We start from the raw sequence: 24,680 nt of genomic DNA, 5'->3' as shown, positions 1-24,680 counted from the left end.
GATGAATTTCAAAACAAATTTTTTATTTGATTGTTAGATTAACGTGACATAGTTCGTTGAAGTTGTATAGTGATGATTGTGTACGAATTTGTGCATTCGAATGGTGATTTATCAAAGAGGTTTCTTTAACACATGGGTATTCATGTCATTCAAAGTCAGCGCCTAGATGTATTATTACAAGGGGTGATGGCCTCGATGAATCAGCCGAGTTCGTCACCATTTCAAGTTTTTCAAACGCAGCATTTTATAGTTCCTAGCCCTGCTCAAGAACAATGGCTAACGCAAAAAATTGCTGAGCAGCAAGGCATGTCAGCGAATTACCAATTTCACCAGCGTATTCGTGGTTTTCAATGGTATGCCTATCAACAGGTGCTCGAAAATAAAGAACAAGTCCGTAAAGCCAATATTCCACGGTTGATTTTAAAATGGCGTATATACCAAGCTTTACAACCTTTTATTCAGTCCGCACAGATCAGCTTGCTTGAAGATCATCCTTTATATTCGATTGTGCAGCGTATTTATGACAGTGCCGACCAATTTCAAGATGGCACAGAGAAGCAGTTAAAAAAGCAAAGTATGCTGTATTGGGTCGCTGAGCAAGTCTCCCATCTTTTTAATAACTACATGATTTATCGCGGAAGTTGCCAACGTGGCTGCGTACAGGATTGTACTTGCGCTAGTAACTGGTTGTCTAAATGGGGGCGTAATCAAGCCCTCGATATTGAAAAGTTAATCTCGACAACAGATCGACAGACGTCTGCGTTTAGTTTGAACCAAATCGAACAGTTAGAGGCTTGGCAGCGTTGGTTGTGGCAGCATTATTTCCATGAGGATTTTGTGGAAATGCAGCGTATTGATACCGACTTTTGGAAACTTTTAGACAATGAGGGCACAAGAACGCAGGCTTTGGCTCAACTTCCCAAGCAGATCATTATATTTACACTATTAGATTTACCACCCAGCCAATTACAGTTTTTACGCCGTTTAGGGCAGTATCTTGATGTGTTGATTTTGCATTTCAACCCGTCACAAGAGTATTGGGCAGACAGTGTCGATCCGCAATGGAAGCAGCGTTACGATCTTGGTGTCAAAGAGCGCTTTATTCTTAAGAATCCAAAGGCGACAGATGCAGAAATAACTGCCTTTTTTGAACAGTTCACTTTGTTTTTTAATGCGCAGGCACGTGAGTCACGTCATCCTTTATTGACTCGACTGGGTAAACAAGCTCGAGATCATTTCTCACTTTTATCACAATTGGCAACAGGTGAGGAAGGGAAGTGGGTCGATGCCTTTGTGGATCATTTTCCAGAAACTTTATTGGGTAAAGTGCAGTCAGATATTTTCTATCTTGCTGAACCAAAAGCTGAACAGTATCAGTTAGCTGAAAATGATCAGTCGATTCAGATTCATGTGTGTCATTCCAGTTTAAGACAACTTGAAGTGCTGAAAGAGCAATTGGTGCATTGGTTATCTGAAGCAGATGACATACCACGCCGTGCGAGTGATGTATTGGTATTAACGCCTAATCTAACTGAATTAGAACCTTTAATCCGCAGTGTGTTCCCTGCGGTTGCTCATACTCAAGAGGTGTTTTTACCCGTCAAAATTGCTGGGGTGGCACAGCTTGATGCACTCAACGCATGGCGAGCTGTTTTAGGTCGGATGCAATTACCACAAGGGCGTTTTACTCAGAATGATTTTGCAGATTGGTTGAATTTAGCCGCAACTCAACAACGTTATGGTCTTGATTATAGTCAAGCTCAACGCATTTTAGCTTTGTTAAATGATGCAGGCTTCAAGCGTGGCTTGGATGCAGCACATTTAAAGCAAAGCTTAAGTGCTAGCGATGACGACTATCGCTATAGTTTTAAGTTTGCTTTAGATCGATTAGCACTAGGGATTGCCATCCCAGCTCATGTGATGGTGCAGCAGACTTTAAGTTATGCAGATGTTCAGCCAAGTGACTTCGAGTTGATAGGTTTGTTGATTGAAATTTATCAAGATTTATCAGCTCGACGTAATTGGTGGATTGCACATGAGTTAGGGCAGAGTTTTACTGTAGAAGCTTGGTTGAAAAAGCTAAAGGAAGACATCCAAGAGTTTGAACAAGCTGATATTGTTGCCTTGAAAGCAGTACGCGATATTGTCCATAAGCAAGAGCGAATGCTGACTTTGGCGAGCTATTATGACGATGCTGAAACTCAATTACGTCAGATTTCACTGCCTTTGCCTTATATCGTTGATGAAATTCAACGAGCTTTAGAAAGCCAATCTGCACAAGTCGAACCGACAGGGCAAATTACATTTAGCCAAATTGGTCAGATTCGCCCGATTCCTTATCGATTGATTGTGCTTTTGAATTTAGATACGGGTAAGTTCCCTAATCGAGATAGTCATATCCCCTTTGATTTAATGGATGCTCTTCGTCAGCAATTAGGTGATCGTTCTCGACTGGAAGATGATCAAGGTGCATTTTTGGATGCAGTTTTGCTAGCACAAGAGCAGCTTTGGCTATTCTATAATGGTTTTGATGTGAATGATGGTGAGGTACGTGAGCCATCAAGTGTATTGCAGGGGTTTCGAGATCATTTGGGACTGATTATAAAGCCTGATCTCGCTGACTCATTTGCCAATACAGAAACTTCTTGCACGGATGATTATAAAGCTTTGCAAATCCCGTCAAAACTTTATCCACTTTATCATTTGCATCGCTTACAACCTTTTGATCCATTAGGATTTATCGCTGAGCAAAGACATATACGCTATCAAGATCATTGGTTTAAGGTGGCATCCAAGTTGCAGCAGGTTAAGGGTGAACGTCAGGCTTGGGTCAATACAAGTTATCCACTTGAACAGCAAGACATGATCATTCTGGATGCTCATTCATGGATTCAGGACGTGATTTTCCCTGCACGTTTGTATCTTAAAACGCTGGGTATTGAAAATCTAAGTGCTACAGAAATGGTGGATCAGACTGAACCTCTGATGCTCGATGGTCTAGGTAAATACGCGATTCGTCATTTTTTACAACAAAATATAGATGCTACGGCACCCGCTTTATTACAAGATCAGTTACCTGTCGGAAAAGTGCAACACAGCGCATGGCAACAAAGTCGTATTGAGCAAGAACGTTTGTTAGAACGTTTGCAAGACTATGCAACTTCCCCAACAGAAACCACGCAACGTGTTTGGCGAGTATCGAAACAACTTCAGATCAGTTGCGTTACGCCCAAACACATCGCGCAAGACTGGATTAGCTTAGATGCTTCGAGTGCACGTGCTAAACGCTTTGCCAAAGTTTGGCTTGAGTATTTGCTGTGGCTTGTCATTTTGGATCAAGAGACGGCTTCTGAAAAACGTCGTGTGGTGGTATTTAGTGATCAAACCGTGATTTGTGAAGGGGTGAGTTCACATCAGGCGAAGCACTATCTACAGCATTGGTTACAGCTTTGGCAACAGGCCCAACAGCAACCTGTGGTGTTGCCTGCGGCATTGTTATTAAAACCTTTGGAAAAAGGAAAAGCATATGACTGGGTTGAACAGGATGCACTACATACGCTGAGTGAAGAGAGCCAAAATGATTTGCTGAAAATCTGGAAAAATACCTACAACACAGGCTTTGTTGATTTCAGTCAAGATGAGGCGAATCAACAGCATCGAGATTGGCAGTTTATTTTGCAGGAACAGGATGCAACGGCATTGTTGCAATTCGCCTGTGATCATTATTCTTATGCTTTATATCAACCGATTTTTGAATTTTTACGAGTGGAGTAAGACATGCATTCACAATTTCCAGTGTCTTACCAACCGATTCGTGATATTCAATTCGAAGGTTTACATTTAATTGAAGCCTCAGCAGGAACAGGTAAGACCTATACCTTGTCGAGTCTTATGGTGCGGATATTTTTAGAAAAATATTTGCCACATCAGGTGATAGCTACAACATTTACTCGCGCAGCAGCAGCAGAGTTAAAAACGCGGATACGCGCGCGTTTAGTTGAGGTTCAACAGTTTTTGGAACCATTTCGAAATGTATTGGAAGCGGATATTTATCAGTTTGCCTTGCAAGAAAATGATCCATTAAAGCAACATATTTTACAAACTTTCGCACCGCGTATTGCCTATGCTTGTGAACGGTTAAAGCTAGTAATAGATCAGTTAGATGAGTTATTTGTTGGCACATTAGATAGTTTTAGCCAGAAATTATTACGAGAATTCGCTTTTGAAAGTGGCAAGATCGAACGCGCGCAAATTACGGAAGATGCAAAAGCCTATACCCGTCAATTGATCCACGATGTACTGCGCGAATGGATTCAAGCCCAGCCCCAACCGTTGATTGATACACTTTATATGGTGGGCGGATTAAAGAATGTCGATTACTTTATTGGTATGGTCGAAAGTTCACTAAATTTTAGTTCAGCACAATTTAAGTTGCCGAATTTTCCTGAGATTGAATGGGCTCAACTGCAACAATGGCGGCAACAAGCACAGCAAATTGAACTTAATTGCTTGGCTGAATATTTTAATTTGGATGGTGCACATTATTCACATATCAATGGAACTTCTTTTCGTAATCATGCATTTAATAAACTGTTCAGTGAGTCTCTGCCTCAACTATTAAAAACACTTATTGAGACGGAGAATTTACAAGTTTTTGATACTTATTTTTCCAGTCAACGTGATGCCGCATTTAAATTTTTAGATAAGCTCAATGAGCAGAAAATATTTAAGAAATGTCCAGCTGATATTTCAGAAGGTTTTTATCAACATCCAACCCTTTTACAACTACAACGATTACTTCAATCTCTGCAGCAGACTCAACAACAATTTGAACAATTACAAGTTTATTTAAAAGCTTATTTGTGTGTAGAAGTCAAAAAACGTTTGCCACAAATATTACAACAAAAGGGAGAAACTACTTTTGCTCAGCAAATTAAAACCTTGTCAGATGCTTTAAAGGGTGAGCAAGGGCAACGTTTTGCAGTCTTTGTACAAGCCCGATATCCGCTTATTTTGGTAGATGAGTTTCAGGACACAAACCAAGATCAGGATGATATGTTGGCGAGTATTTGGCGGCATCCACAGCGTTATCAAAAGGGCTGCATGATTATGGTTGGGGACCGTAAACAGGCGATTTATGGGTTCCGTGGCGGGGACATGCTGACCTTTTTGAATGCCTATCAAGATATTATGGCAAAACAGGGACGCGAATATAAATTGATTCATAACCATCGATCAGTCAAAGAACTGGTCGAAGTAGTGGATGCTTTATTTCAACGACAAATAGATTTTGGCGAGCAAGTGATCTATGACCCGATTCAAGCAGGAGAGCGACCACATCCTGCCTTAATCGATGATCATCAAATTAATCCTGCCCCTTTACGCTGGTTACAGCTTGCGGACTCAAAAGAACAAGCGACTCAGGTCGCATGGAAAATTCAAAGTTTGCTCAATCAAGCACACTTAAATCAACTGTATCTTCAAGGTGAAACTCAGAAAGCAATTGACGAAGATGATATTGCTGTACTCTCACGTAGTCACAGACAGCTAGACGAAGTACAACAGGCATTGCAGCATTTGGGAATTCGTGTCAATCGACCATCAAAACGCAGCGTATTTGACTCGCCTATCGCACAAGATGTGGCAGCTTTATTGACGGCTCTACTTCATCCCTTTGATGAGGCTAAGTTGAAACGAGCCTTACTTAGCCGTTTATTTGGATTTGATCTTAACCGTTTGTTAGTACTCGAGCAGAGCCCAATTGGGTTAAGTGACTACTTGCAATCCTTTGATGATCTTCGTGAAATGTGGATTAACCAAGGTTTCTTGGTGGCGTGGCAACAATGTCTAAATCAATTCGAGATTTGGCAGCAATTGGTGATCACTCAAAGTAAAGATAATGAACGTGCCGTGGTAAATTTACGTCATTTGACCGATATTTTGAGTCAGCATAGCGAACATGTACAAGGACCTCAGAATCTCTATCATTGGTATCTTAAACAGCTGAATTCGCCAAGTGATCGAGAGTGGGAACTGGAACATAAACTATCCAGTGAAGCTGGTGTTCAACTCATGACGATTCATCAATCTAAAGGATTGGAGTTCAAAATCGTCTTTTTATTGGGTGCAAATAAATCACCCTCAAATCAATCAGAAGCTTTAAACTTTTCCACTACAGAAATTCAACTCCCTGAAACAGGACAAATCCGAACACAACGTGTCGTTGCGATCGCTGATAAAAATTTTCTTCAAGATACAGAAATCAATCAGCATCAACAACGCGCTCAAGCCGAACAAAACCGTTTATGGTATGTCGCACTAACGCGTGCTAGTCATCGTGTTTATGCTGTGTTTGAACCTGAAAAAGGGGATAAAGCCAAAGCATCTGCTTTAGCTTTTTGGAAAAATCAAGCTGAGGTTTTTCAGCATATCTATAGCGCGGATGAGGCGTGTCTTCAGGAACGTCCTGCAACTCTTCGTACTGCAAAAATGTCTCAAGATTTGACACTTGCCGCACAGCCTTTACCGACACAACGTTTTTATGCACGCGGCAAAACTAGCTTTAGTTATTTGGCACAACATTTAAAACATAAAGCCAATCGTATGGATCGCTTGGCAAATATGGATCAGAATCTACAACAGGCTGAAGATGAATTAGAGCTCACACAAATCATCATTGATGAGAGACCGGTTTCGAAGCCAATCGCATGGATTAAACAAAATTTTCCAAAGGGTGCTTTGGCAGGTAATTTTTTACATGAGATTTTTGAGCTGATTGATTTTCAACAACCTGATACTTGGGTCGAAGAAATTCGTCGCCGTTTTAAGAATACTTATCAAAGTTTATGGTCTGATCTTTTTAGCTTATATCAACAGCAGTTTCAAGAACAGCTACAAGCTGAGCAGCTGTTATATCAGTGGATTGCGGAATGGCTACAAGATGTTTTGGCTACACCTCTGAATGGTGAGTTTCAGTTAAAGCAGTTAATAGCAGGACAGTATCTATCGGAATGTCCATTTTATCTGTCTTTATCTGATCGTGTATTAGCAATGCAACGCATACAGCAGTTGTTTGAAGAATATGACATTTATATGCCTGAACTATTGGAAGCGAAATCAGCACGTTATCTAAATGGTTCTATTGACTTGGTCTATTTTGATGGTCAGCGCTACCATATTGCCGATTATAAAAGTAATTATTTAGGTGCAGATCAATCAGATTATGGTGCTGAACAGATTGCTGACAGTATGTCATTGTCCAGTTATTGGCTTCAGGCAGGGTTATATTTAGTCGCTTTGCATCGCTATCTTCGCGTTAAACTGCAAAATTATAATATTGCAGAACATCTAGGTGGCGCATCTTATCTGTATTTGCGTGGTATGAATGGGCAAGCTCGGCAAGGCTACTTTTATTGGAAGCCAAATGATGAGTTTATTTTACGATTAGATGCAATACTGGGATATTTTTCTGAGGATAAAAATCAGAAAATAAGGTAGATAAAGTGTGTAATTTTAAATTAAACAAAAGCTTATCTTGTGAATAAGTCTGTCTATAACCTTGTGGACAAGCGTGTGGGTAAGTTTGAGGATAACTCTGTGGACAAAAGAATCGGTCAGCAACCAGAACAAAACCAGTGGTTGAATGTGTGGAGTCACTATCTTTCTCAAGCACCGTTCTCTCAATCTGCTCAACCATCGAATGCTGCGAAAATATTAGAGCAATTGATGGAAGCCAGTTTACAAGGCGACAGTTGTATTGATTTTGAAGCAATACAGCTTGAAGCATTAGGTGATCTAGCGGTTTCCAGTGAAATCGCAATGACTCAGGTTGCTCCATGCGTCTATGATCAGCAGGGCTTGGCATTATACCGATATTGGCAATTAGAACAACGCCTCGCTCATCAGATTTGTCGATTAAAGCGACAAATGGTACCAGAGGTTGATATTTCTGTTTATCAACATTTATTGAGTGATGAATTTCAGCAGAAAGCTTTAAGTATGGTGCTGCAACAATGGCTCAGCATCATTACAGGAGGACCAGGTACAGGTAAAACTTATACTTTGGCACGCATTATTGCTGCATTAAATCAAACAATCCCTGATATTCGGATTGCCATGGCTGCACCTACTGGTAAGGCAGCGCAACGTATGCAAGAAGCATTGCAAAACTCATTTAAGGATCCCAAGCTGCTTGAGTCTGGGCTAGTAACGGATAGCCTACGACACCAAAGTACCCAAACATTGCATCGATTGTTAGGAATGGGGAATCGACAAGTTCCACGCTTCAATCTCAAACAACCATTACCTTATGATGTCATCGTAGTGGACGAGGCGTCGATGTTAGATTTGAGTCTTGCGACCGCATTATTTGAAGCGGTTCCTGAGTCATGTCGAATTATTTTATTGGGAGATGCCAATCAATTAGCATCCGTCGATGTGGGAGCAGTTTTAGCAGATTTACAGCAGGTGAAAGGCTTGGCAGATAATCGAGTAGAGCTAAAAAATAGTCGCCGTTTTTCTGATGAAGCCAAAATTGGTCAGTTGGCTCGTTTTATTCAAGTACAATCGGCTTCTGCTGACTCTCATTTAGTCTTATCTAAACTTGAAAGTGAAATCGTAAAGCCTGCTTCACTTCAGCAGATTGAACTCAGTAAAGAAATGCCTGATTTCATTCAGTTGGAATATTTACCTGAGCAACAGGATATAGATGCTGAGCAGTATCAACAAAAACTAATGTATGGCTTTCAAGATTATGTCGACGTATTAAAAAACTATATAGAAGCCGACCAACCAGAATCATATATTCAACAGGTTATTCAGGTCTTTGATGATTATCGAATTTTAGCGGCAGTGAAACATGGTGCTTTGGGGATTGAACAACTCAATCGCTATGCTGAACGTTGGGTGAATCAGCAGCTTAAACAAATTGCAGTTGCAGAATGGTATGTTGGACGCCCTGTGATGATGACCTATAACGACTATCAGTTAGGGATTTCAAATGGTGATATTGGGATTTGTTTTAAACATCGAAGCCAAGCACAACAATTTGAAGTGTACTTTCCGAGTTTAAATAAGTGGATTGCAGCACATCGACTACCGCGTAATATGCAAACAGCATTTGCATTGACCATTCACAAATCTCAAGGTTCTGAATTCTCTCATACTGCAATTGTCTTAGATGCACATGCAGAAAAATTGTTGAGTCAGGAATTGATCTATACAGCAATTACAAGAGCGAAAAAAGTCGTGAGTATTTTAGCGACACAGAAATCATTAGGAGCAGCCCTTACGATTCGAACAGTTCGTCGCAGTGGTTTAGTTCAAAAGATTAATTTAGACTGATTGTGAAATTATTCTTTAAAATGAGGGTTTTTGTAAGCAAAAGCTTACACAGATTCGAGATATTGTCGCTAGAGCTAAATACGTGTTTTTGAGATTATATAACCACAAACAGCCTAGCAAGGAATGCTAGGTAAATCGCACAAAGATAATAATAAAGTCGTTATGACAGCGAACTTACAGTGAAGTAAGTGATAAAAGAGGAAACTTACAGCCGCTAAGCCTTGTAGTTTTGGGAGAGACTACAGGGCTTTTTTATTTTCTTGATTTTTCTTTATCTGATTTCATCAAATTGCAATTTAGTTTGTTTAACTTGCAACACGTTAATATTCACTCTGAGTCATTTTAAAATTTAGATTATTATTTAATCTAAAAAAGTGATTGTAGGACAACAAATTTGTATTATTAAGTTAAATGTTATACAGACCTGTACGTTTTTGCTTACATAGAGATAAGAAAAATGCTATTTTTCTCCACAATTGATTCTGAGAGAATAGTAAGCATAAAGAGGAACAAGCTCTAATAACTGCACACTACACCAATAAAATGATGTGCTCATACGTTCAGAGGGTTGAATGTAGCAAAACAAGAAAAGAAAATTAGAAGAATAGTGATAACTATAATTACGCGCAGAAGCCCAAGTCTAACTTGGGCTTTTTTATGCGTGAACGCTTCAGATTAAACGTTATCATTTTCAGTACGATCAGTTGCAAACAATGAGCGTCGCTGATTCTTTGGAATTTTTGGACAGTTGGTTGAGATTTGATAGAGGGTCTTTGCTAATGCAGGTAAATGAGTTCCGACGACTGATTTGCCCGTTGTGAGTAGAGAAACACTAATGTCGCGCTCTGGGTCTGCCCAACATAAAATATTCGAGAACCCGATATGCCCAAATGCTTGTCCAGTCATTGGACCAAATAAGCCAATTGGATTGCTTCCAAGCATAGGTCCTAACGCATAGCGCATAGGGGCTAATAAGGTACGATCTAAGCTAACTCCAGAAGTTGGCAGGGTTGAACGGAATACCGTTTGTGGCGACATAATTTGTTTGCCTTGATATTCACCACCACTCAACAACATTTCAAAGAAACGTCCTGCTTGTTCAGCACTGGTGTAAATATTTCCCGCTGGACAGATGGTATCCATAAAACGGGTGTCATTAGTCACATCAACTGCAAGTTGTAGTCCACCACCTAATACGTGATGTAGATAGTGATCCGTCCCTAAACTTGGATGGATTCCTGTGGCATAGTTTAATGCCGCATCGGCACGATATTCTGGTTTGAGACCGTAGTTAAAATAGTTAAGCCCCATTGGTTTTTCGATTTGTTCAGCCAAAAAGTCACGAACATTTTGTCCTGTTACACGTTTAACGATTTCACCCAAGATATAACCTGCGGTAACTGCATGATAGGCGAGGTGAGTACCTGATGGTGAAACGGGTTTAGCAGCACAAAGTAACTTTAAAACTTCATCTTGGTTGAACAGAAGTTCTGGAGTAACTTCTTGATCAATACGAGGGATTCCACCACGGTGAGAAAGTAAATGAAAAATGGTAGCACGACGCTTTCCGTTGACACCATATTCAGGGATATAGTAGCTGATTGGATCTAGTAAATTTAGATCACCACGCTCATCTAACATATGGATGAGCATCGCTGTGACCATTTTCGATGCTGAAAATAAACAAATTGGAGTATCTGGTGTTCCGATTTGCGCATCAGTAGCTAAACCTTCTGGCGCATTTCCACGTGCATAGCCAATGCTTCTGTTGAGTAGAATCTGTCCATTACGGCGTAAGCACAGGGTTACAAGCGGGTAATTGCCTGTTTTATAAAGTTGTTCAACACTATTCCAAATTTTTTGGATTTGACGTTCCGTCATCCCACCCAATTCAGCTGCGACCTCATCTTTGGAGCGAATCACTTGATTCAGGTCTTTTGGAACATAACAGGTATTGGTAGATAAAATTTTCACGATTCCCTCGCATTTTTTCGTTTTCTTTCACTTCTGTTATAAATTGAAAACAGATTCATCCTAGTGTGCCGTTTTTGTTCAACGCTGTCAGCTGCCGAATTGCCAGTAAACATAAAACATTTTTGCAATATAACGATAGATCACTTAAAATAGCGCCTTGCTGTAGTGATGCACGGCAGTCGGTTGCTCGCAACTGATCATTATCATTTAACTTTTAAGCATCTCGGAGAAATCGAATGGCTTTAACTAATACTGATCGCGCAGAGATCATCGCTAAATTTGCTCGTGCTGAAAATGACACTGGTTCACCAGAAGTACAAGTTGCTTTGTTGACTGCTCAAATCAATGATTTGCAAGGTCACTTTAAAGAGCACAAACATGACCACCACAGCCGTCGTGGTTTGATTCGTATGGTTAACCAACGTCGTAAATTACTTGACTACTTAAACGGTAAAGATCACGGTCGTTATGTTGCTTTGATCGGCGCATTAGGTTTACGTCGTTAATTCGATTTTACTTTGTTTTCGCTATTTCGCATGTTGTTATGCTTTATCGCTGAAAAGAGAGTTTCATCTAATTTATTTTAGGTGATTTTAAGAAGGGGCGCTTGTTCGCTCCTTCTTTGCGTTTAACTTTTTTAAATATTTGATCTAGTGCGATGGCTTCTAAGCTTTGTCATTTATCTACACAGCAGTTGTGGTCTGAATGCCAAACCTTAGGGGTCTCACTAGAATAAAATTAGGAAAATACAATACATGTCTATGTTTAATATAGTTCGTAAAGAATTCCAATTTGGTCAACACCAAGTTGTTTTAGAAACGGGTCGCGTTGCACGTCAAGCAAATACAGTTTTAGTCACTATGGGTGGTGTAACTGTTTTAGTTGCGGTTGTTGCGCAACCTAAAGCAAAAGCAGGTCAAGATTTTTTCCCGTTGACTGTTAACTATCAAGAAAAACAATATGCAGCGGGTCGTATTCCAGGTGGTTACGGTAAACGTGAAGGCCGTGCATCTGAAGCTGAAACTTTGATTTCACGTCTAATCGACCGTCCAATTCGTCCGTTATTCCCAGAAGGTTATTTTAACGAAATCCAAGTAACAGCAACGGTTGTTTCTTCTGATAAGACAATGGATGCTGATATTGCCGCTATGCTAGGTACATCAGCTGCATTATCAATCGCTGGTACACCTTTCCGTGGTCCAATCGGTGGTGCTCGTGTTGGTTTGATTAATGGCGAATACGTTTTAAACCCGAACTTTGAACAACTTGCACAATCTGATCTTGATTTAGTTGTTGCGGGTACAGAATCAGCAGTATTAATGGTTGAGTCTGAAGCGAAAGAACTTTCAGAAGACCAAATGTTGGGTGCTGTACTTTTCGGTCATGACGAAATGCAAATTGCAATTCAAGCCATTAAAGAATTTGCTGCTGCCGCTGGCGCAGTTGAATCAACTTGGGTTGCTCCAGTTAAAAATGAAGAGCTTCTTGCAAAATTGAAAGAAGCTTTCGAAGCAAAAATTTCTGAAGCTTATACGATTGCAGTTAAACAAGATCGTTATACAGCACTAGATGCACTTTATGCTGAAGCTGTTGCGCAGTTCGTTCCAGAAAATGACGAAACTGGTATCGCTGATGAAGTAAATGAATTATTTGAAGATCTTAAATATCGTACAGTACGTGACAACATCTTGTCAGGTAAGCCACGTATTGATGGTCGTGATACTAAAACTGTTCGTGCGATCGATGTTCAAGTCGGTGTATTAGATCGTGCTCACGGTTCTGCATTATTTACACGTGGTGAAACTCAGGCGTTGGTAACAACAACTTTGGGTAATACTCGTGATGCATTGATGGTTGATACCCTTGCTGGTACTAAGACTGACAACTTCATGTTGCACTACAACTTCCCTGCATACTCTGTAGGTGAGACTGGTCGTGAATCAGGCCCTAAACGTCGTGAAATCGGTCATGGTCGTTTAGCACGTCGTGGTGTTCAAGCTGTTCTTCCTGCTGCTGATCGTTTCCCGTACGTGATTCGTATCGTATCTGATATTACTGAATCAAACGGTTCATCTTCTATGGCTTCAGTATGTGGTGCTTCATTATCACTTATGGATGCAGGTGTTCCACTTAAAGCGCCAGTTGCTGGTATTGCAATGGGCTTAGTGAAAGAAGGTGAGCGTTTCGCAGTTCTTTCTGACATCTTAGGTGATGAAGATCATCTTGGTGATATGGACTTTAAAGTAGCAGGTTCAGCAAACGGTATTACTGCGCTTCAAATGGACATTAAGATTGAAGGGATCACTGAAGAAATTATGGAAGTTGCGTTAAACCAAGCATTTGCTGGTCGTATGCACATCCTTAATGAAATGAACAAAGTGATTTCACGTGCTCGTCCTGAAATTTCAATGCATGCTCCTACTTTTGAAGTGATCAGCATTAACCCAGACAAGATTCGTGATGTCATTGGTAAAGGTGGTGCAACGATTCGTGCCATTACAGAAGAGACTAAAGCTGCGATTGATATCGAAGACAATGGTACAGTTCGTGTATTTGGTGAAACTAAAGCTGCTGCTCGTGCTGCGATTGCAAAAATCCAAGCACTTACTGCTGAAGTTGAACCAGGTAAGATCTATGACGGTAAAGTAATCCGTATCGTTGAGTTTGGTGCGTTTGTAAACATCATGCCAGGTACTGATGGTTTACTTCACATTTCGCAAATCTCAAATGAGCGTATTGCAAACGTGACTGACGTATTGAAAGAAGGTCAAGATGTGAAAGTACAGGTTGCGGATGTTGATAACCGTGGTCGTATCAAGTTAACAATGAAAGATATTGAACAAGCGTAAGCTTCTCAATATACAAAAAGTCCGCTAAATGCGGACTTTTTTATGGCATCATCTTTTAAAATTTTATCTGAACATTAGAGTTATGCAGCTTTATTATTTTTATCGACATAACAGTGAAAATACGATTTTTATTAGTGCAGAAGAACAAGCAGAACATCATCTAGAGTTTTTATGGGTCGATAGTTTAAGACAAGATTTAGTGAATCATAACGAGATGTGGCAAAAGAACATTTATGAGCATACTGGTGTGGTGCTCAATGAATTTCATATGCGAGATTTATTAAATATCGAACATCCGTGTGCTTTTGATACTGTTGAAGAATATGATCTTCTAGTTTTTCGTAAGTTAATCACGCCAGATGACCAAATTTATGAAAATGAAGCATCTGAATCTCATGAAAGCGTTTTTGGTTTGGCAACAACACCTATCAGTTTTATTTTAACGCCTCATATTTTGATTAGTCTTAGAGAGCAGGGCAATAAAGCGGTAGAGAGTTATATCCAACGTATTCAGATGATTATGGAAAAACCCATAGCTGAACAAAACAAACCGCGTAAATTGCCAAGTGCACCTGCCGATTTATCACTTCGTTTATTAAACAGTATGATTGATGGTTATCTAAATCTAAGAACCCCATTAACACGACGTGTTGAATATTGGCAGCAACAGTTATTGCAAGGGAATCGTCGATTTAAACAATGGCATCAGTTGTTTCATGAAGATATGGCATTTCAGCAGATTGAAAATCTATGTGAAGAGCAAATCGAAACCTTACAGGAATTTCGAGATGAGCTTGTAGATAATTATCATCATGTGGTTGGAGAACATAAGCACAAAACTCAAGATATTTTGTTAGTTCGTTTAAATGATTTGATGAGTCATGTCGAACGCGTGCAAAAACATACTTTGAGGCTTCGTAATGCCGTTCAATCTGCAATTGATCTACATTTTTCTGCGATTGCGAACCAAACTAACGAGAATATGCGAATACTGGCAATTATCACGGCAGTTTTTGCACCATTAACTTTACTTACGGGAATCTATGGAATGAACTTTGAGTTTATTCCTGGTCTCAAATCACCCGTAGGTTTTTGGATTATGTTAGGTGTGATGTTGCTGAGTACAGTCTTGCTACTTTATTACTTTTATCAGCAACATTTGGTTGGTCGTGGTGAGCGTAGTGTGATTGATTTGCTCGCACAACAAAACAAGCAGCGAAATATTAATCTGCTTTGGTTCTTAGATTATGAGCCAATCAAACAAACACTGAAGGAAGTTGAGAAAATGACCAAATTAAAATAATAAATTTGGTCTGTGTATTTTACTCAGTGGAAATGTTTGAGTTGTCTTCTTAATTGTTGAACTTCATCAATTAAATCCAACATTACTGCCACAGCTGAGAGGCTAGCATCGAAATCTCGTTGCAGGCGATAGGCACGACGAGCACGAGCCACATCTTCGCCGATGAATTTATAGCTTAGTGGATCGACTTTGATTTGTAAAATATCATAATCAATCAGTTTTAAAACCCAATCGGTACTTTGACCACAAGCTTCAGCGAAGTGCTCAAGATCAAGAGCCAATTGTTCATCAATGATTTCAACTTGGCAGTGACCGTCATATTGAATTTCTTTGTATTGAATTGTTGTCATGATCTTACTCCTTATGAAGCACGTGGATTGAACGATGAGAAGGCTTCTGAGAATTGTTGATATGCCTTTTGTTCTTGTTCAGTTTGTGCCGTTGGTAAAACAATATTCACAATTAGATAAAGGTGCCCTGGATGTTTGTTTGGAATCCCTTTTTCTTTTAAACGGAGCTGTTGCCCATTTTTCGCCTGTTTAGGCAAATTTACTTTTAGCTGTCCTGCAGGTGTATTGACCTCAATACTTTGACCTAAAGCAGCTTCCCATGGTGTAACGTCAATAGTTTGGTAAACATCTACACCATCGACATGAATGCGGTTAGTATCTTTGTATTGGATTTCGATATATAGATCGCCATTTGCTCCTCCATTGATTCCTGATTGTCCTTGCCCACTGAGACGGATTTGTTGTCCTTCTTTCATTCCCTTCGGAATTTTCACCTCAAGTGTTTTACGTTGAATTTCGGGTTCGCCATAGACATTGTAGGTCGGTATTTGTAATGTAATTTGCTGCGTTGAGCCCTGATATCCAATTTCCAAATCGATTTCAATACGTGCATGTTGGTCTTCACCACGGTAACTATGTTGTTGACGTTGTGATCGATGTTGACCACCCCCGAAACCAGCACCAAAACGACCGAAGATGTCTTCAAAACCACTAAAATCAGCACCAGCCCCTGAACTTTGTCGATAATATTGTGCACCATCAAAACCACTTTGATTGTTTTGCCCAAAACCTGAAAAACCTTGAGGTTGATCGAGCATTTGGTCATATTCAGCTTTTTTGTCTGCATGACTCAAGGTGTCGTATGCGACATTGATGGCTTGCATTTTAGTTTCAGCATCGGCTTCTTTACTGATGTCAGGATGATATTTTTTTGCCAGTTTTCTATAGGCTTTTTTAATTTCATCTGCTGAGGCATCTCTAGAAACACCTAGCTCTTCATAATAATTTTTTGTCATGATATTAAATTAGGATAGTTATCTGTTTCTTTCATTATGAAACGAATCCAATTTAATGCAATGCATTCGATTGTATAAGACTTGTTTTAATTCAATTCGGATAATTTTTTATTTTTATTATTAGTGGCTTGGAATATTTTCTTATTAAAATATTTCTCGAAAAATACACTAATCAAACCATATCTGCGTTGGAAATATTAGCAATAAAGTAATCTTTAAAATCGCGGGTAAACTCTATTCAAACTAAGTGGCTTGAAAGTAATCCGCAAAAAAATGCCCAATCATTTGATTGGACATTTTGTTGAAATTAATTCAGAAAGATTGCATCTGAATTAACTCAAATGTTCACCGAACAAACCCAAAGCTTCTTCTGCTGTAAACTCATAACGTGTATTACAGAATTGGCAATCCATTTGGATTGGGTTTTGTGCTTCAAGTGTTTCATGAACTGCATGAACACCAATTTGAATCAATGCATTGGCACAACGTTCTTTTGAACAGGTACAGCCGAATTTGAGCTGTTCAACTTCTGGTAAGCGAACCTCTTCCTCATTGTATAGTCGATACAAAATCTCATTGGCTGGAAGATCTGTTAGTTCTTCTGATTTGAGTGTTTCAGTTAACATTCTCAAACGTGGCCATATATCTTCATCAACAAGCTTTTGTTCTTCCTCATCGTTTCGAGGTAAGAGCTGGATTAAAAGACCACCAGAACGCTCTCCATTGGTTGCTAGTACAATATGTGTTGGGATTTGCGCTGACAAATCATAATATTGCATTAGACAACCTGCTAAAGTCGGTTGATCAAGAGGTACAATCCCTTGGTAACGTTCACCATGTTCAGGTTCGATATTGATAAAAAGAACAGGGTTGGTGAGGGCTGCCAAAACAGTTCGACTGTCACTACCTTCATTAAATCTTGGATCTTCTTCGTAATCAGCTAATGCACGTACTTCACCTAAATGATTACACTCCGCCATTGCCCATTTGAATGTCCCGCTCGCCTGAATTTGTAGGCTGATGCGCCCACGAATTTTAAGCGTGCTTGCAAGTAATGCCGTTGCGCTGAGCATCTCACCTAAAAGGCTTTTAACCGCAGGCATGTATTCTCTTTGAGCCAAAATCGTTTGTAATGTTTCTTCTAGATGAACCACTTCACCACGAACAGGACAGTCTTCGATATAAAAGCGTTGGCGTAAATCAGACATATTTTTCTCCAATACCCCGTTAGGGGAAAACAAAGCAATGCTTTGCCTTGAAAAGCGCTTATGGCTTTATAAGAAGGTGAATGGTTATGCAGTCAATAATGGTGTCAGTTTACGAAAACTCAAGATATTTCCTGCTGAGAATTTGCTTCACTTTGTGTATTTTGCTCATTCATCAAACGATGTTTTGCAGAAATAGATGTGTTTTCAAATAAATATTCAAGTTCTGCAAGTGCATTCGGGTAACGCTCTATTTGATCGTCTTCATCATATGTACTGTAATGCGATCTCAAAAGCACCTGATCGTGCTGTTTAAACTCTTCAATTCGAGTTTTTGTCTCATCAATTGATAGACCTGTTTCGATCAGCACATCTTCTGCCATACCTAAAGATGAGAGATAGGTTTCACGATAAATTTGTTGCACGCCTAATTGATGCAGTAGGTGGGCATGATGTCGATCACGAGCACGTGCAAATAAAATTAATTCTGGATAATTCAAACGAAGGTGACGAGCGAGATTCATACTATCCTCAACATCATCAATCACTAAAATTGCCAGCTTACAGTGTTCTATACCAGCGATACGAAGATTCTCGATTTGAGTCACGTCAGCATCAATAAAGCGATGTCCATATTGTTCTATAAAATGAGCAGCAGGTTGATTGCTATCAATGACGCTAAAGTGTTGACCTTGCGCATGTAATACTCTAGCGATGATTTGCCCAAATCGCCCGAAACCTAGAATTAGAATCGAATGTTGCGCAACTTCGTCTGAGTCGGGCTGAACTGGCTTTTTAAAGATCAAAGGTAAAACTTTAGAATTCAGCAGCCAAAATAAAGGTGGAGTCAAAAGCATTGACCCAAATACCACGACTAGAGTTGGCTGTAATATTTGTGTACTGATGACTTTTTCACTTTCAGTAATTTTGAGCAAGATAAAGGTCAGCTCTCCACTTTGTGCCAGCAATATAGCGGACAGGTTACTGAGTTTTAGTTGGCGTTGTTGAAAATAGCTTGTCACTCCAATAATGCCTGCTTTAATCACCACAAGCCCAATGATCGCAGCGACAATAAAAACAGGAGTTTGGAATAAGGGATTGAGTGTTAGGTTTAATCCTAAAGCAAAAAACAGCAGTCCGATGAACGCATGTTTAAAAGGTTGAATAAAGTTTCCGATCTCAGTACGAAAATCAGTTTCAGCGAGCACTAGACCTGCTAAAAAAGCAGCGATTAAGATATGAATATTTAAAATCTGTAGTATCAAAAAAATACTGAGTACAACCAGCGTGCTGAGGATGGGAAGAAGTTCAAGACTTTTATGGCGCGCTAAATAATGAAAAGCTGGACGCACTAGATAGCGGCTTGCTAAAAATAACCCCGAGATTGTTGCAATGATTGCAGCAAAATAGGCGATACCATGACGTGTAGTTGCGGTATCTTCGAGTAATGGAAAAAGGATAATAAGGATCACAGCAAAACAACTTTGTAGTTGAACTGCGGTTAAACTATTTTGTCCTAATTGACTATGAACCTGATTTTTTTGCTCTATAAATTGTTGTACTAAAAAGACAGATGAAAAGCTCAGGGATAGCCCCAAAAGACAGCCTAGTAACAACTGATCCAACAAGAGAAAGCATACGACACAGAGGACAATGCTAATCAAAGCCAAAGGCATAGCATAGAGCTTTAAGACACGATGACGTTGTTGCCACAGTTGTTTAGGTTTTAAATAAAAACCTAGGAAAAACAAAACAGCCAACATGCCTAAGTCGGTTAAAAGTTGAATTTCATCAACATCATCAATCAGTTTGAAAACACTAGGACCTAACAAAAGTCCTGCAATCGTAAAGCTTAAAATCGTTGAGAATGTATAACGCTTTGCGATAGGTGCAAAAATTAATGCTGCTACGAGGAAAAAAAGGACAGTAATCAATAAAGACATTTAATGCCTCGAATCTAAAATTCTTATCGTGAATTCAACTAAACTCTTGTGGATCAACATCAATTGATAATCTGAGTTGATGTTGGCGAGGTAAATGTACCACTTGTTGCCACCATTGACGTAAATAAAAATGCAGTTTTGCTCGGTCGGCAGATAAAATCACCATATGCGCTCGATAACGCCCTGCTTTGCGTTCCATTGGGGCAGGAATAGGTCCCCAAATTTCAATAATATCTGCTGCAATAGCTCTTAAGCTTTGTGCTGCTTCCATCAAAAACTGTTGACTATAATCACGATCTTTCGACTCTACACGGACTAAAACAGCGTAACGATAAGGCGGTAACATCGCAACTTTACGTTCACTCAGCATCTGTTTTGCAACGGCACGATAGTCTTGTTCAATCAAGGTTGTGAGCATTGGATGATCAGGTCTTAAACTTTGTAAATACACGCTGCCTTTATGTTCACCACGTCCTGCACGTCCTGCAACTTGTATGATCAATTGTGCTGTGCGCTCAGGTGCTCTAGGGTCTACGCTTAATAATCCTGAGTCGATATCCAGAATAGCGACTAATGTGACGTGTGGGAAATGATGTCCCTTCGCCAGCATTTGAGTGCCTAACAAAATGCTTGGTTTATTCTGTTGAATTCGATCATAGATTTTTTGCCAACTACCCACACGACTTGTACTGTCACGATCTACCCGAATCACTTCATGATGGGGGAATAACTCGTGTAACTGTTCTTCAACTTTTGCAGTTCCAGCACCAATGCTTTTTAACGTTTGATGTTTACAAGCAGGGCATTCATCTGGCAGGCGATTGATCGTACCGCAATGATGACAGTGTAAATAAGAATAAGGCTGTGAATGTACAGTAAAATGTGCATCACAATGTGGGCAATTTGCTTGCCACCCACAACTTTCACATAGCAAAACAGGAGCGTAACCTCGACGGTTTAGGAAGATAAGAACCTGTTCTTTGCGCTCTAAAGTTAATTTAATTTGATCAATTAGGTTTTGACTAATGCCATTTTTCTTCTTTGCTACTTTTAGATCAATCACATGCATTTTCGGTAAGACCGCAGTTCCAGCACGTTGATTGAGTTCAAGTAAATGCAATTTACCAGACTCCACTAAATGATAACTATCAATACTTGGTGTAGCTGAACCCAAAATCACAGGGCAATTGTGTAAATGACCACGATAAAGGGCAACATCACGAGTGTGATAACGGAAACCCTCTTGTTGTTTATAAGAGAGATCGTGTTCTTCATCTAAGATGATCAAACCTAGATGCGGCAAAGGGGTGTAAATCGCAGAACGCGTTCCAATGATGATAGATGCTTTACCAGTTTGTGCATGTTGCCAAGCTTGCAAACGTTTTGAATCATTAAGTCCCGAGTGCAGTAAAGCAACATCGCAATGAAAACGAGATTTGAAGCGTGCGACCGTTTGAGGTGTCAAACCAATTTCAGGCACCAACACCAAAACTTGTTTACCTTGCTTTAGGACCTCATGCATTACTTGCAAATAGACTTCGGTTTTACCACTGCCTGTAAGTCCATCTAGTAAAAAGGCTTGGTAACGTTGTTGGGCTTTGAGTATTTGTTGAATTGCTCGCTTTTGATCTTCGTTCGGCGTTAAAGGCATTTGTGCAAGTTGTATAGGCATCGGTGTAAAGTCATGAGCTTCAAGCTGACATTCAATCAGTCCCTTTTTTTCCAATGCTTTTAATGTTGCAGTTTCTACACCACTAAGATTTAAAATATTTTCGGTAGCACCATGTGGATGAAGTTTTAGAATCTGATAGGCATCGTATTGCTTTTGAGAACGTTTTAATAAAGATTCTGGATCGTCATGCGTGAGAATATTCCAGTGGTGAAATAAGATATCTAAAGCACGACCCTGTCTTAAGAGTGCAGGAAGTGCACTTTGCATCACTTCACCAATCGGGAATTGATAATACTGCGCAGACCATGTCAACAAAGTTAAAACTTGTTGGTCTAAGATAGCATCTTCATCAAGAAGTGCTGTAATCGGTTTAAGTTTGAATTGCCCTGTAAACGGCTCATTTGGATCAACTTTCTCAGTAATGATACCGATCAGATTTTGGCGACCAAATGAAACAGAAACACGTGCGCCTATTTGAGCTTGCAAGTATTGCTCTGCACTGACCGTATAGTCAAACGTGTCATACACATAGACGGGTAATGCAACTCGAATACGGTAAAGAATAGCGTTAGAATTTTCGGTAGGCATATTGGCTTTATTCACGTGTAAAATGGCATGACGTCATATCATGGAATTATGCTAAAGTGCTGTGCACAAGGCGTATCAAATATTCAAATCAAAACAGTAATTTTACGATCTTGATGAATATAGAATGGAACTATCGTTCCTTATTCCTTACATGGATGCAACAGTAACGACAACTATTTTTGGACAATTAGAACAGAACCATGCCTGCTTATCAATTTACTGCAATCGATGCTGCTGGAAAGCAACACAAAGGTGTGCTGGAAGGCGATTCCGCTCGACAAATTCGTCAACAGTTGCGTGACAAAGCGTGGACACCGATTGCTGTTGATGCGGTTGAGCAAAAAGACAAGCAACAACAGCGATCATGGTTTAGAAAAAGCTTTAGTGCTTACGATTTGGCACTGATGACACGACAGTTATCTGTTTTAGTCGCAGCAGGCATTCCTTTGGAAGAAGCACTGCGAGCTGTGAGTAAGCAGAGTGAAAAGTCACACGTTCAAAATCTTTTAATTTCGGTTCGATCAAAGGTTTTGGAAGGACATTCACTGGCACAGGCAATGCAACAATCAGGACGGTTTCCAGAATTGTATATTGCGACAGTTGCTGCTGGCGAAAGGTCTGGACATCTGGATCTGATCTTAGATCAGCTTTCTGATTACACTGAAAATCGTTTTGCGATGCAGAAGAAAATTCAAGGTGCAATGATCTATCCGATTATCCTGATGTTGATGTCATTTGGGATCGTGATGGGATTAATGACATATGTTGTTCCTGAAATCGTAAAAACCTTTGAACAAAGTAAAGAGGCATTGCCTTGGATCACCGTGTTATTGATGAAAATTAGTGCGTTTATTCGTCAAACATGGATAGGCATGTTGATCATTGGTTTTATTGCTCTCATTCTGTTTACGAGGTTTTTAAGAACAACTGCAGGGCATTATGCATTTGACCGATTAACACTCAAATTGCCACTATTTGGTAAACTTTCACGTGGTATAAATGCTGCACGGTTTGCCAGCACTTTATCAATTTTGACACGTTCAGGTGTTCCTTTGGTTGAGGCTTTGCGCATTGGTGCAGAGGTGAGTAACAATTGGGTGATTCGTGATTCGATTGAAGTCGCAATGGAGCGTGTAACAGAAGGTGGTAATTTGGCAACACAGTTAGAACGTTGCGGTTATTTTCCACCAATGATGGTACAAATGATTCGTAGTGGTGAGGCTTCAGGTGAGTTAGACCGCATGTTGGATCGTGCATCTACGATGCAAGATCGAGAAGTCACGACCTTTATCTCCACCTTATTGGCACTGCTAGAACCTCTGATGTTGGTTTTTATGGCAGCGATTGTATTGGTGATCGTGATTGCGGTAATGTTGCCAATTATTAATATGAACAATATGATTTGATGAATTGCATGAAAGAGATGAAAATGAATAAGCAAAAAATGTATATGAAGCAATCTGGCTTCACGTTAATTGAAGTGATGGTTGTGATTGTCATTTTAGGTGTTCTAGCTGCATTGATCGTTCCGAACGTGATGGGACGCGGCGAAAAAGCTAAAGTTGATACCACGCAAATTACTTTAAAAGGTGTTGCTGGCGCTTTAGATCAATATAAATTAGATAATGGGCGTTACCCATCGATGCAAGATGGTGGTTTAGATGCATTAGTGAATCAACCTGCAACCGCAAAAAATTGGTTGCCTAGTGGCTATGTCAAAGGTGGTTATCCTAAAGACAGCTGGGAAAATGACTTACAATATGTCATTCCAGGTCGTGAAGGTCGCTCTTTTGATTTGTATTCGTTTGGTGCAGATGGAAAAGAGGGTGGTGAGGGTAATGATGCAGATATTTATTATCAACCATAAATTCTAATTAAAACGATCACTTCACTTTTAGAATAAATAAATCAAGAGTGAAGTGATAATGTTTCTTAATTCATAAAATAATCATAAATTTATGAAAAACATGATAATAATATAATCAAACTAATTTGAGATTTATAATAAGAATTATTCCCATATTTAATAGTTACAAGAAACAGAAGTGATTCATTAAATTAAACTTTTTATTTAGATTAAAGCTTTGCATAATAAATTCAGATCATTTAAATGGGTGATGGAGAAATCAGATGAAAGCATTTTTTTTGTTAGATGAACTGAATCAGTTTCATTGGGCAATGCTTAAATCTGTATTGCTCATTTTAAGTTTATTACCTGTCTGTGAAGGGGCATTAAACTTATGGCAAACGGCTGAAGGAAGTAGTCAGATCGTCATTGGCTTTTTTGCAATAAGTTTATTGAGTACGTGGTTTATCGTTTGTTTCTTGAGTGCTTTGAAAACCAGTATTTGGAATATTAGTAATCTAATTCCAAAATATGAACAATTCATTTTTAAAGCTTATCGAGCTTTGCCGATGTTTTTCTTATCTGGTTTAGTCGCGTATCTCACGGTACAGTTTTCAATCTTATTTTAATTTGAATATTATGAATAAAAAAA

Annotated in this window: 15 protein-coding genes; 9 read left to right on the top strand and 6 right to left on the bottom strand. The window is 39.5% G+C overall.

What is annotated here, in order from left to right; genetic code table 11:
- Positions 1-132 precede the first annotated feature (132 nt).
- The 3 genes from IRT38_RS16770 (at position 133) to recD (ending at position 9,342) form a co-directional block, all read left to right on the top strand.
- Positions 133-3,774, top strand: a complete 3,642-nt coding sequence (locus IRT38_RS16770; protein WP_194598293.1) for an exodeoxyribonuclease V subunit gamma — start codon at positions 133-135, stop codon at positions 3,772-3,774.
- Between the two features lie 3 nt (positions 3,775-3,777).
- Positions 3,778-7,497, top strand: coding sequence for a UvrD-helicase domain-containing protein (locus IRT38_RS16765; RefSeq protein ID WP_194598292.1), 3,720 nt, complete (start codon positions 3,778-3,780; stop codon positions 7,495-7,497).
- Between the two features lie 99 nt (positions 7,498-7,596).
- Positions 7,597-9,342 carry an exodeoxyribonuclease V subunit alpha gene (gene recD / locus IRT38_RS16760; RefSeq protein ID WP_194598291.1) on the top strand — a complete coding sequence of 582 codons (1,746 nt, stop codon included), beginning with the start codon at positions 7,597-7,599 and terminating at the stop codon, positions 9,340-9,342.
- A gap of 675 nt (positions 9,343-10,017) precedes the next feature.
- Here recD and IRT38_RS16755 read toward each other — a convergent pair.
- Positions 10,018-11,316 carry a serine hydrolase domain-containing protein gene (locus IRT38_RS16755; protein WP_194598290.1) on the bottom strand — a complete coding sequence of 433 codons (1,299 nt, stop codon included), beginning with the start codon at positions 11,314-11,316 and terminating at the stop codon, positions 10,018-10,020.
- 236 nt (positions 11,317-11,552) lie between these two features.
- Between IRT38_RS16755 and rpsO the strand changes: the two genes are divergently transcribed.
- The 3 genes from rpsO to IRT38_RS16740 all read left to right on the top strand — a co-directional run bounded on the left by rpsO (position 11,553) and on the right by IRT38_RS16740 (position 15,468).
- Entirely contained in the window at positions 11,553-11,822 is a 270-nt protein-coding gene (gene rpsO / locus IRT38_RS16750; RefSeq protein WP_004656162.1) for a 30S ribosomal protein S15, read from the top strand.
- Positions 11,823-12,077: 255 nt separating this feature from the next.
- Complete coding sequence (gene pnp, locus IRT38_RS16745; protein ID WP_194598301.1) at positions 12,078-14,165, top strand: polyribonucleotide nucleotidyltransferase; 2,088 nt, start codon at positions 12,078-12,080, stop codon at positions 14,163-14,165.
- 82 nt (positions 14,166-14,247) lie between these two features.
- Complete coding sequence (locus IRT38_RS16740) at positions 14,248-15,468, top strand: magnesium transporter CorA family protein (RefSeq protein WP_004957550.1); 1,221 nt, start codon at positions 14,248-14,250, stop codon at positions 15,466-15,468.
- 23 nt (positions 15,469-15,491) lie between these two features.
- Here the strand turns inward: IRT38_RS16740 and IRT38_RS16735 are convergent, their stop codons facing one another.
- From IRT38_RS16735 to IRT38_RS16715, 5 genes are all read right to left on the bottom strand, one after another.
- On the bottom strand, positions 15,492-15,818 hold the full coding sequence (locus tag IRT38_RS16735) for a chaperone modulator CbpM (protein ID WP_039047671.1): 327 nt from the start codon (positions 15,816-15,818) through the stop codon (positions 15,492-15,494).
- Positions 15,819-15,829: 11 nt separating this feature from the next.
- Positions 15,830-16,774, bottom strand: a complete 945-nt coding sequence (locus tag IRT38_RS16730; RefSeq protein ID WP_194598289.1) for a DnaJ C-terminal domain-containing protein — start codon at positions 16,772-16,774, stop codon at positions 15,830-15,832.
- 332 nt (positions 16,775-17,106) lie between these two features.
- Complete coding sequence (gene hslO, locus IRT38_RS16725) at positions 17,107-17,982, bottom strand: Hsp33 family molecular chaperone HslO (protein WP_004957557.1); 876 nt, start codon at positions 17,980-17,982, stop codon at positions 17,107-17,109.
- A gap of 119 nt (positions 17,983-18,101) precedes the next feature.
- Positions 18,102-19,922: a cation:proton antiporter gene (locus IRT38_RS16720; protein WP_194598288.1), complete on the bottom strand. Its 1,821-nt coding sequence runs from the start codon at positions 19,920-19,922 to the stop codon at positions 18,102-18,104.
- A gap of 34 nt (positions 19,923-19,956) precedes the next feature.
- Positions 19,957-22,182 (bottom strand): primosomal protein N', encoded by a 2,226-nt coding sequence (locus IRT38_RS16715; protein WP_194598287.1) that lies wholly within the window; start codon positions 22,180-22,182, stop codon positions 19,957-19,959.
- A gap of 200 nt (positions 22,183-22,382) precedes the next feature.
- On the opposite strand from IRT38_RS16715, the gene gspF reads away from it, so the two are divergent.
- The 3 genes from gspF (at position 22,383) to IRT38_RS16700 (ending at position 24,657) form a co-directional block, all read left to right on the top strand.
- Positions 22,383-23,588, top strand: a complete 1,206-nt coding sequence (gspF, locus tag IRT38_RS16710; RefSeq protein WP_004957567.1) for a type II secretion system inner membrane protein GspF — start codon at positions 22,383-22,385, stop codon at positions 23,586-23,588.
- Positions 23,589-23,611: 23 nt separating this feature from the next.
- A complete protein-coding gene (gspG, locus tag IRT38_RS16705) occupies positions 23,612-24,049 on the top strand; it encodes a type II secretion system major pseudopilin GspG (protein ID WP_194598286.1) in 438 nt (145 codons plus the stop codon).
- Positions 24,050-24,312: 263 nt separating this feature from the next.
- Positions 24,313-24,657, top strand: coding sequence for a hypothetical protein (locus IRT38_RS16700; RefSeq protein ID WP_005403600.1), 345 nt, complete (start codon positions 24,313-24,315; stop codon positions 24,655-24,657).
- The last annotated feature ends 23 nt before the right edge of the window (positions 24,658-24,680 follow it).

It is taken from the genome of Acinetobacter sp. SK-43 (genome assembly GCF_015351505.1).
Lineage (GTDB): Bacteria > Pseudomonadota > Gammaproteobacteria > Pseudomonadales > Moraxellaceae > Acinetobacter > Acinetobacter junii.
This window is presented reverse-complemented; position numbering and strand designations above follow the sequence as displayed.

Bases quoted from the DNA above. Each gene is read 5' to 3' on its own strand.
- IRT38_RS16735 (WP_039047671.1), bottom strand. From the start codon at position 15,818: ATGACAACAATTCAATACAAAGAAATTCAATATGACGGTCACTGCCAA.
- IRT38_RS16740 (WP_004957550.1), top strand. From the start codon at position 14,248: ATGCAGCTTTATTATTTTTATCGACATAACAGTGAAAATACGATTTTT.
- gspF (WP_004957567.1), top strand. From the start codon at position 22,383: ATGCCTGCTTATCAATTTACTGCAATCGATGCTGCTGGAAAGCAACAC.
- IRT38_RS16730 (WP_194598289.1), bottom strand. From the start codon at position 16,774: ATGACAAAAAATTATTATGAAGAGCTAGGTGTTTCTAGAGATGCCTCA.
- IRT38_RS16770 (WP_194598293.1), top strand. From the start codon at position 133: ATGGGTATTCATGTCATTCAAAGTCAGCGCCTAGATGTATTATTACAA.
- pnp (WP_194598301.1), top strand. From the start codon at position 12,078: ATGTTTAATATAGTTCGTAAAGAATTCCAATTTGGTCAACACCAAGTT.
- gspG (WP_194598286.1), top strand. From the start codon at position 23,612: ATGAATAAGCAAAAAATGTATATGAAGCAATCTGGCTTCACGTTAATT.
- rpsO (WP_004656162.1), top strand. From the start codon at position 11,553: ATGGCTTTAACTAATACTGATCGCGCAGAGATCATCGCTAAATTTGCT.
- IRT38_RS16765 (WP_194598292.1), top strand. From the start codon at position 3,778: ATGCATTCACAATTTCCAGTGTCTTACCAACCGATTCGTGATATTCAA.
- IRT38_RS16720 (WP_194598288.1), bottom strand. From the start codon at position 19,922: ATGTCTTTATTGATTACTGTCCTTTTTTTCCTCGTAGCAGCATTAATT.
- IRT38_RS16700 (WP_005403600.1), top strand. From the start codon at position 24,313: ATGAAAGCATTTTTTTTGTTAGATGAACTGAATCAGTTTCATTGGGCA.
- IRT38_RS16715 (WP_194598287.1), bottom strand. From the start codon at position 22,182: ATGCCTACCGAAAATTCTAACGCTATTCTTTACCGTATTCGAGTTGCA.
- hslO (WP_004957557.1), bottom strand. From the start codon at position 17,982: ATGTCTGATTTACGCCAACGCTTTTATATCGAAGACTGTCCTGTTCGT.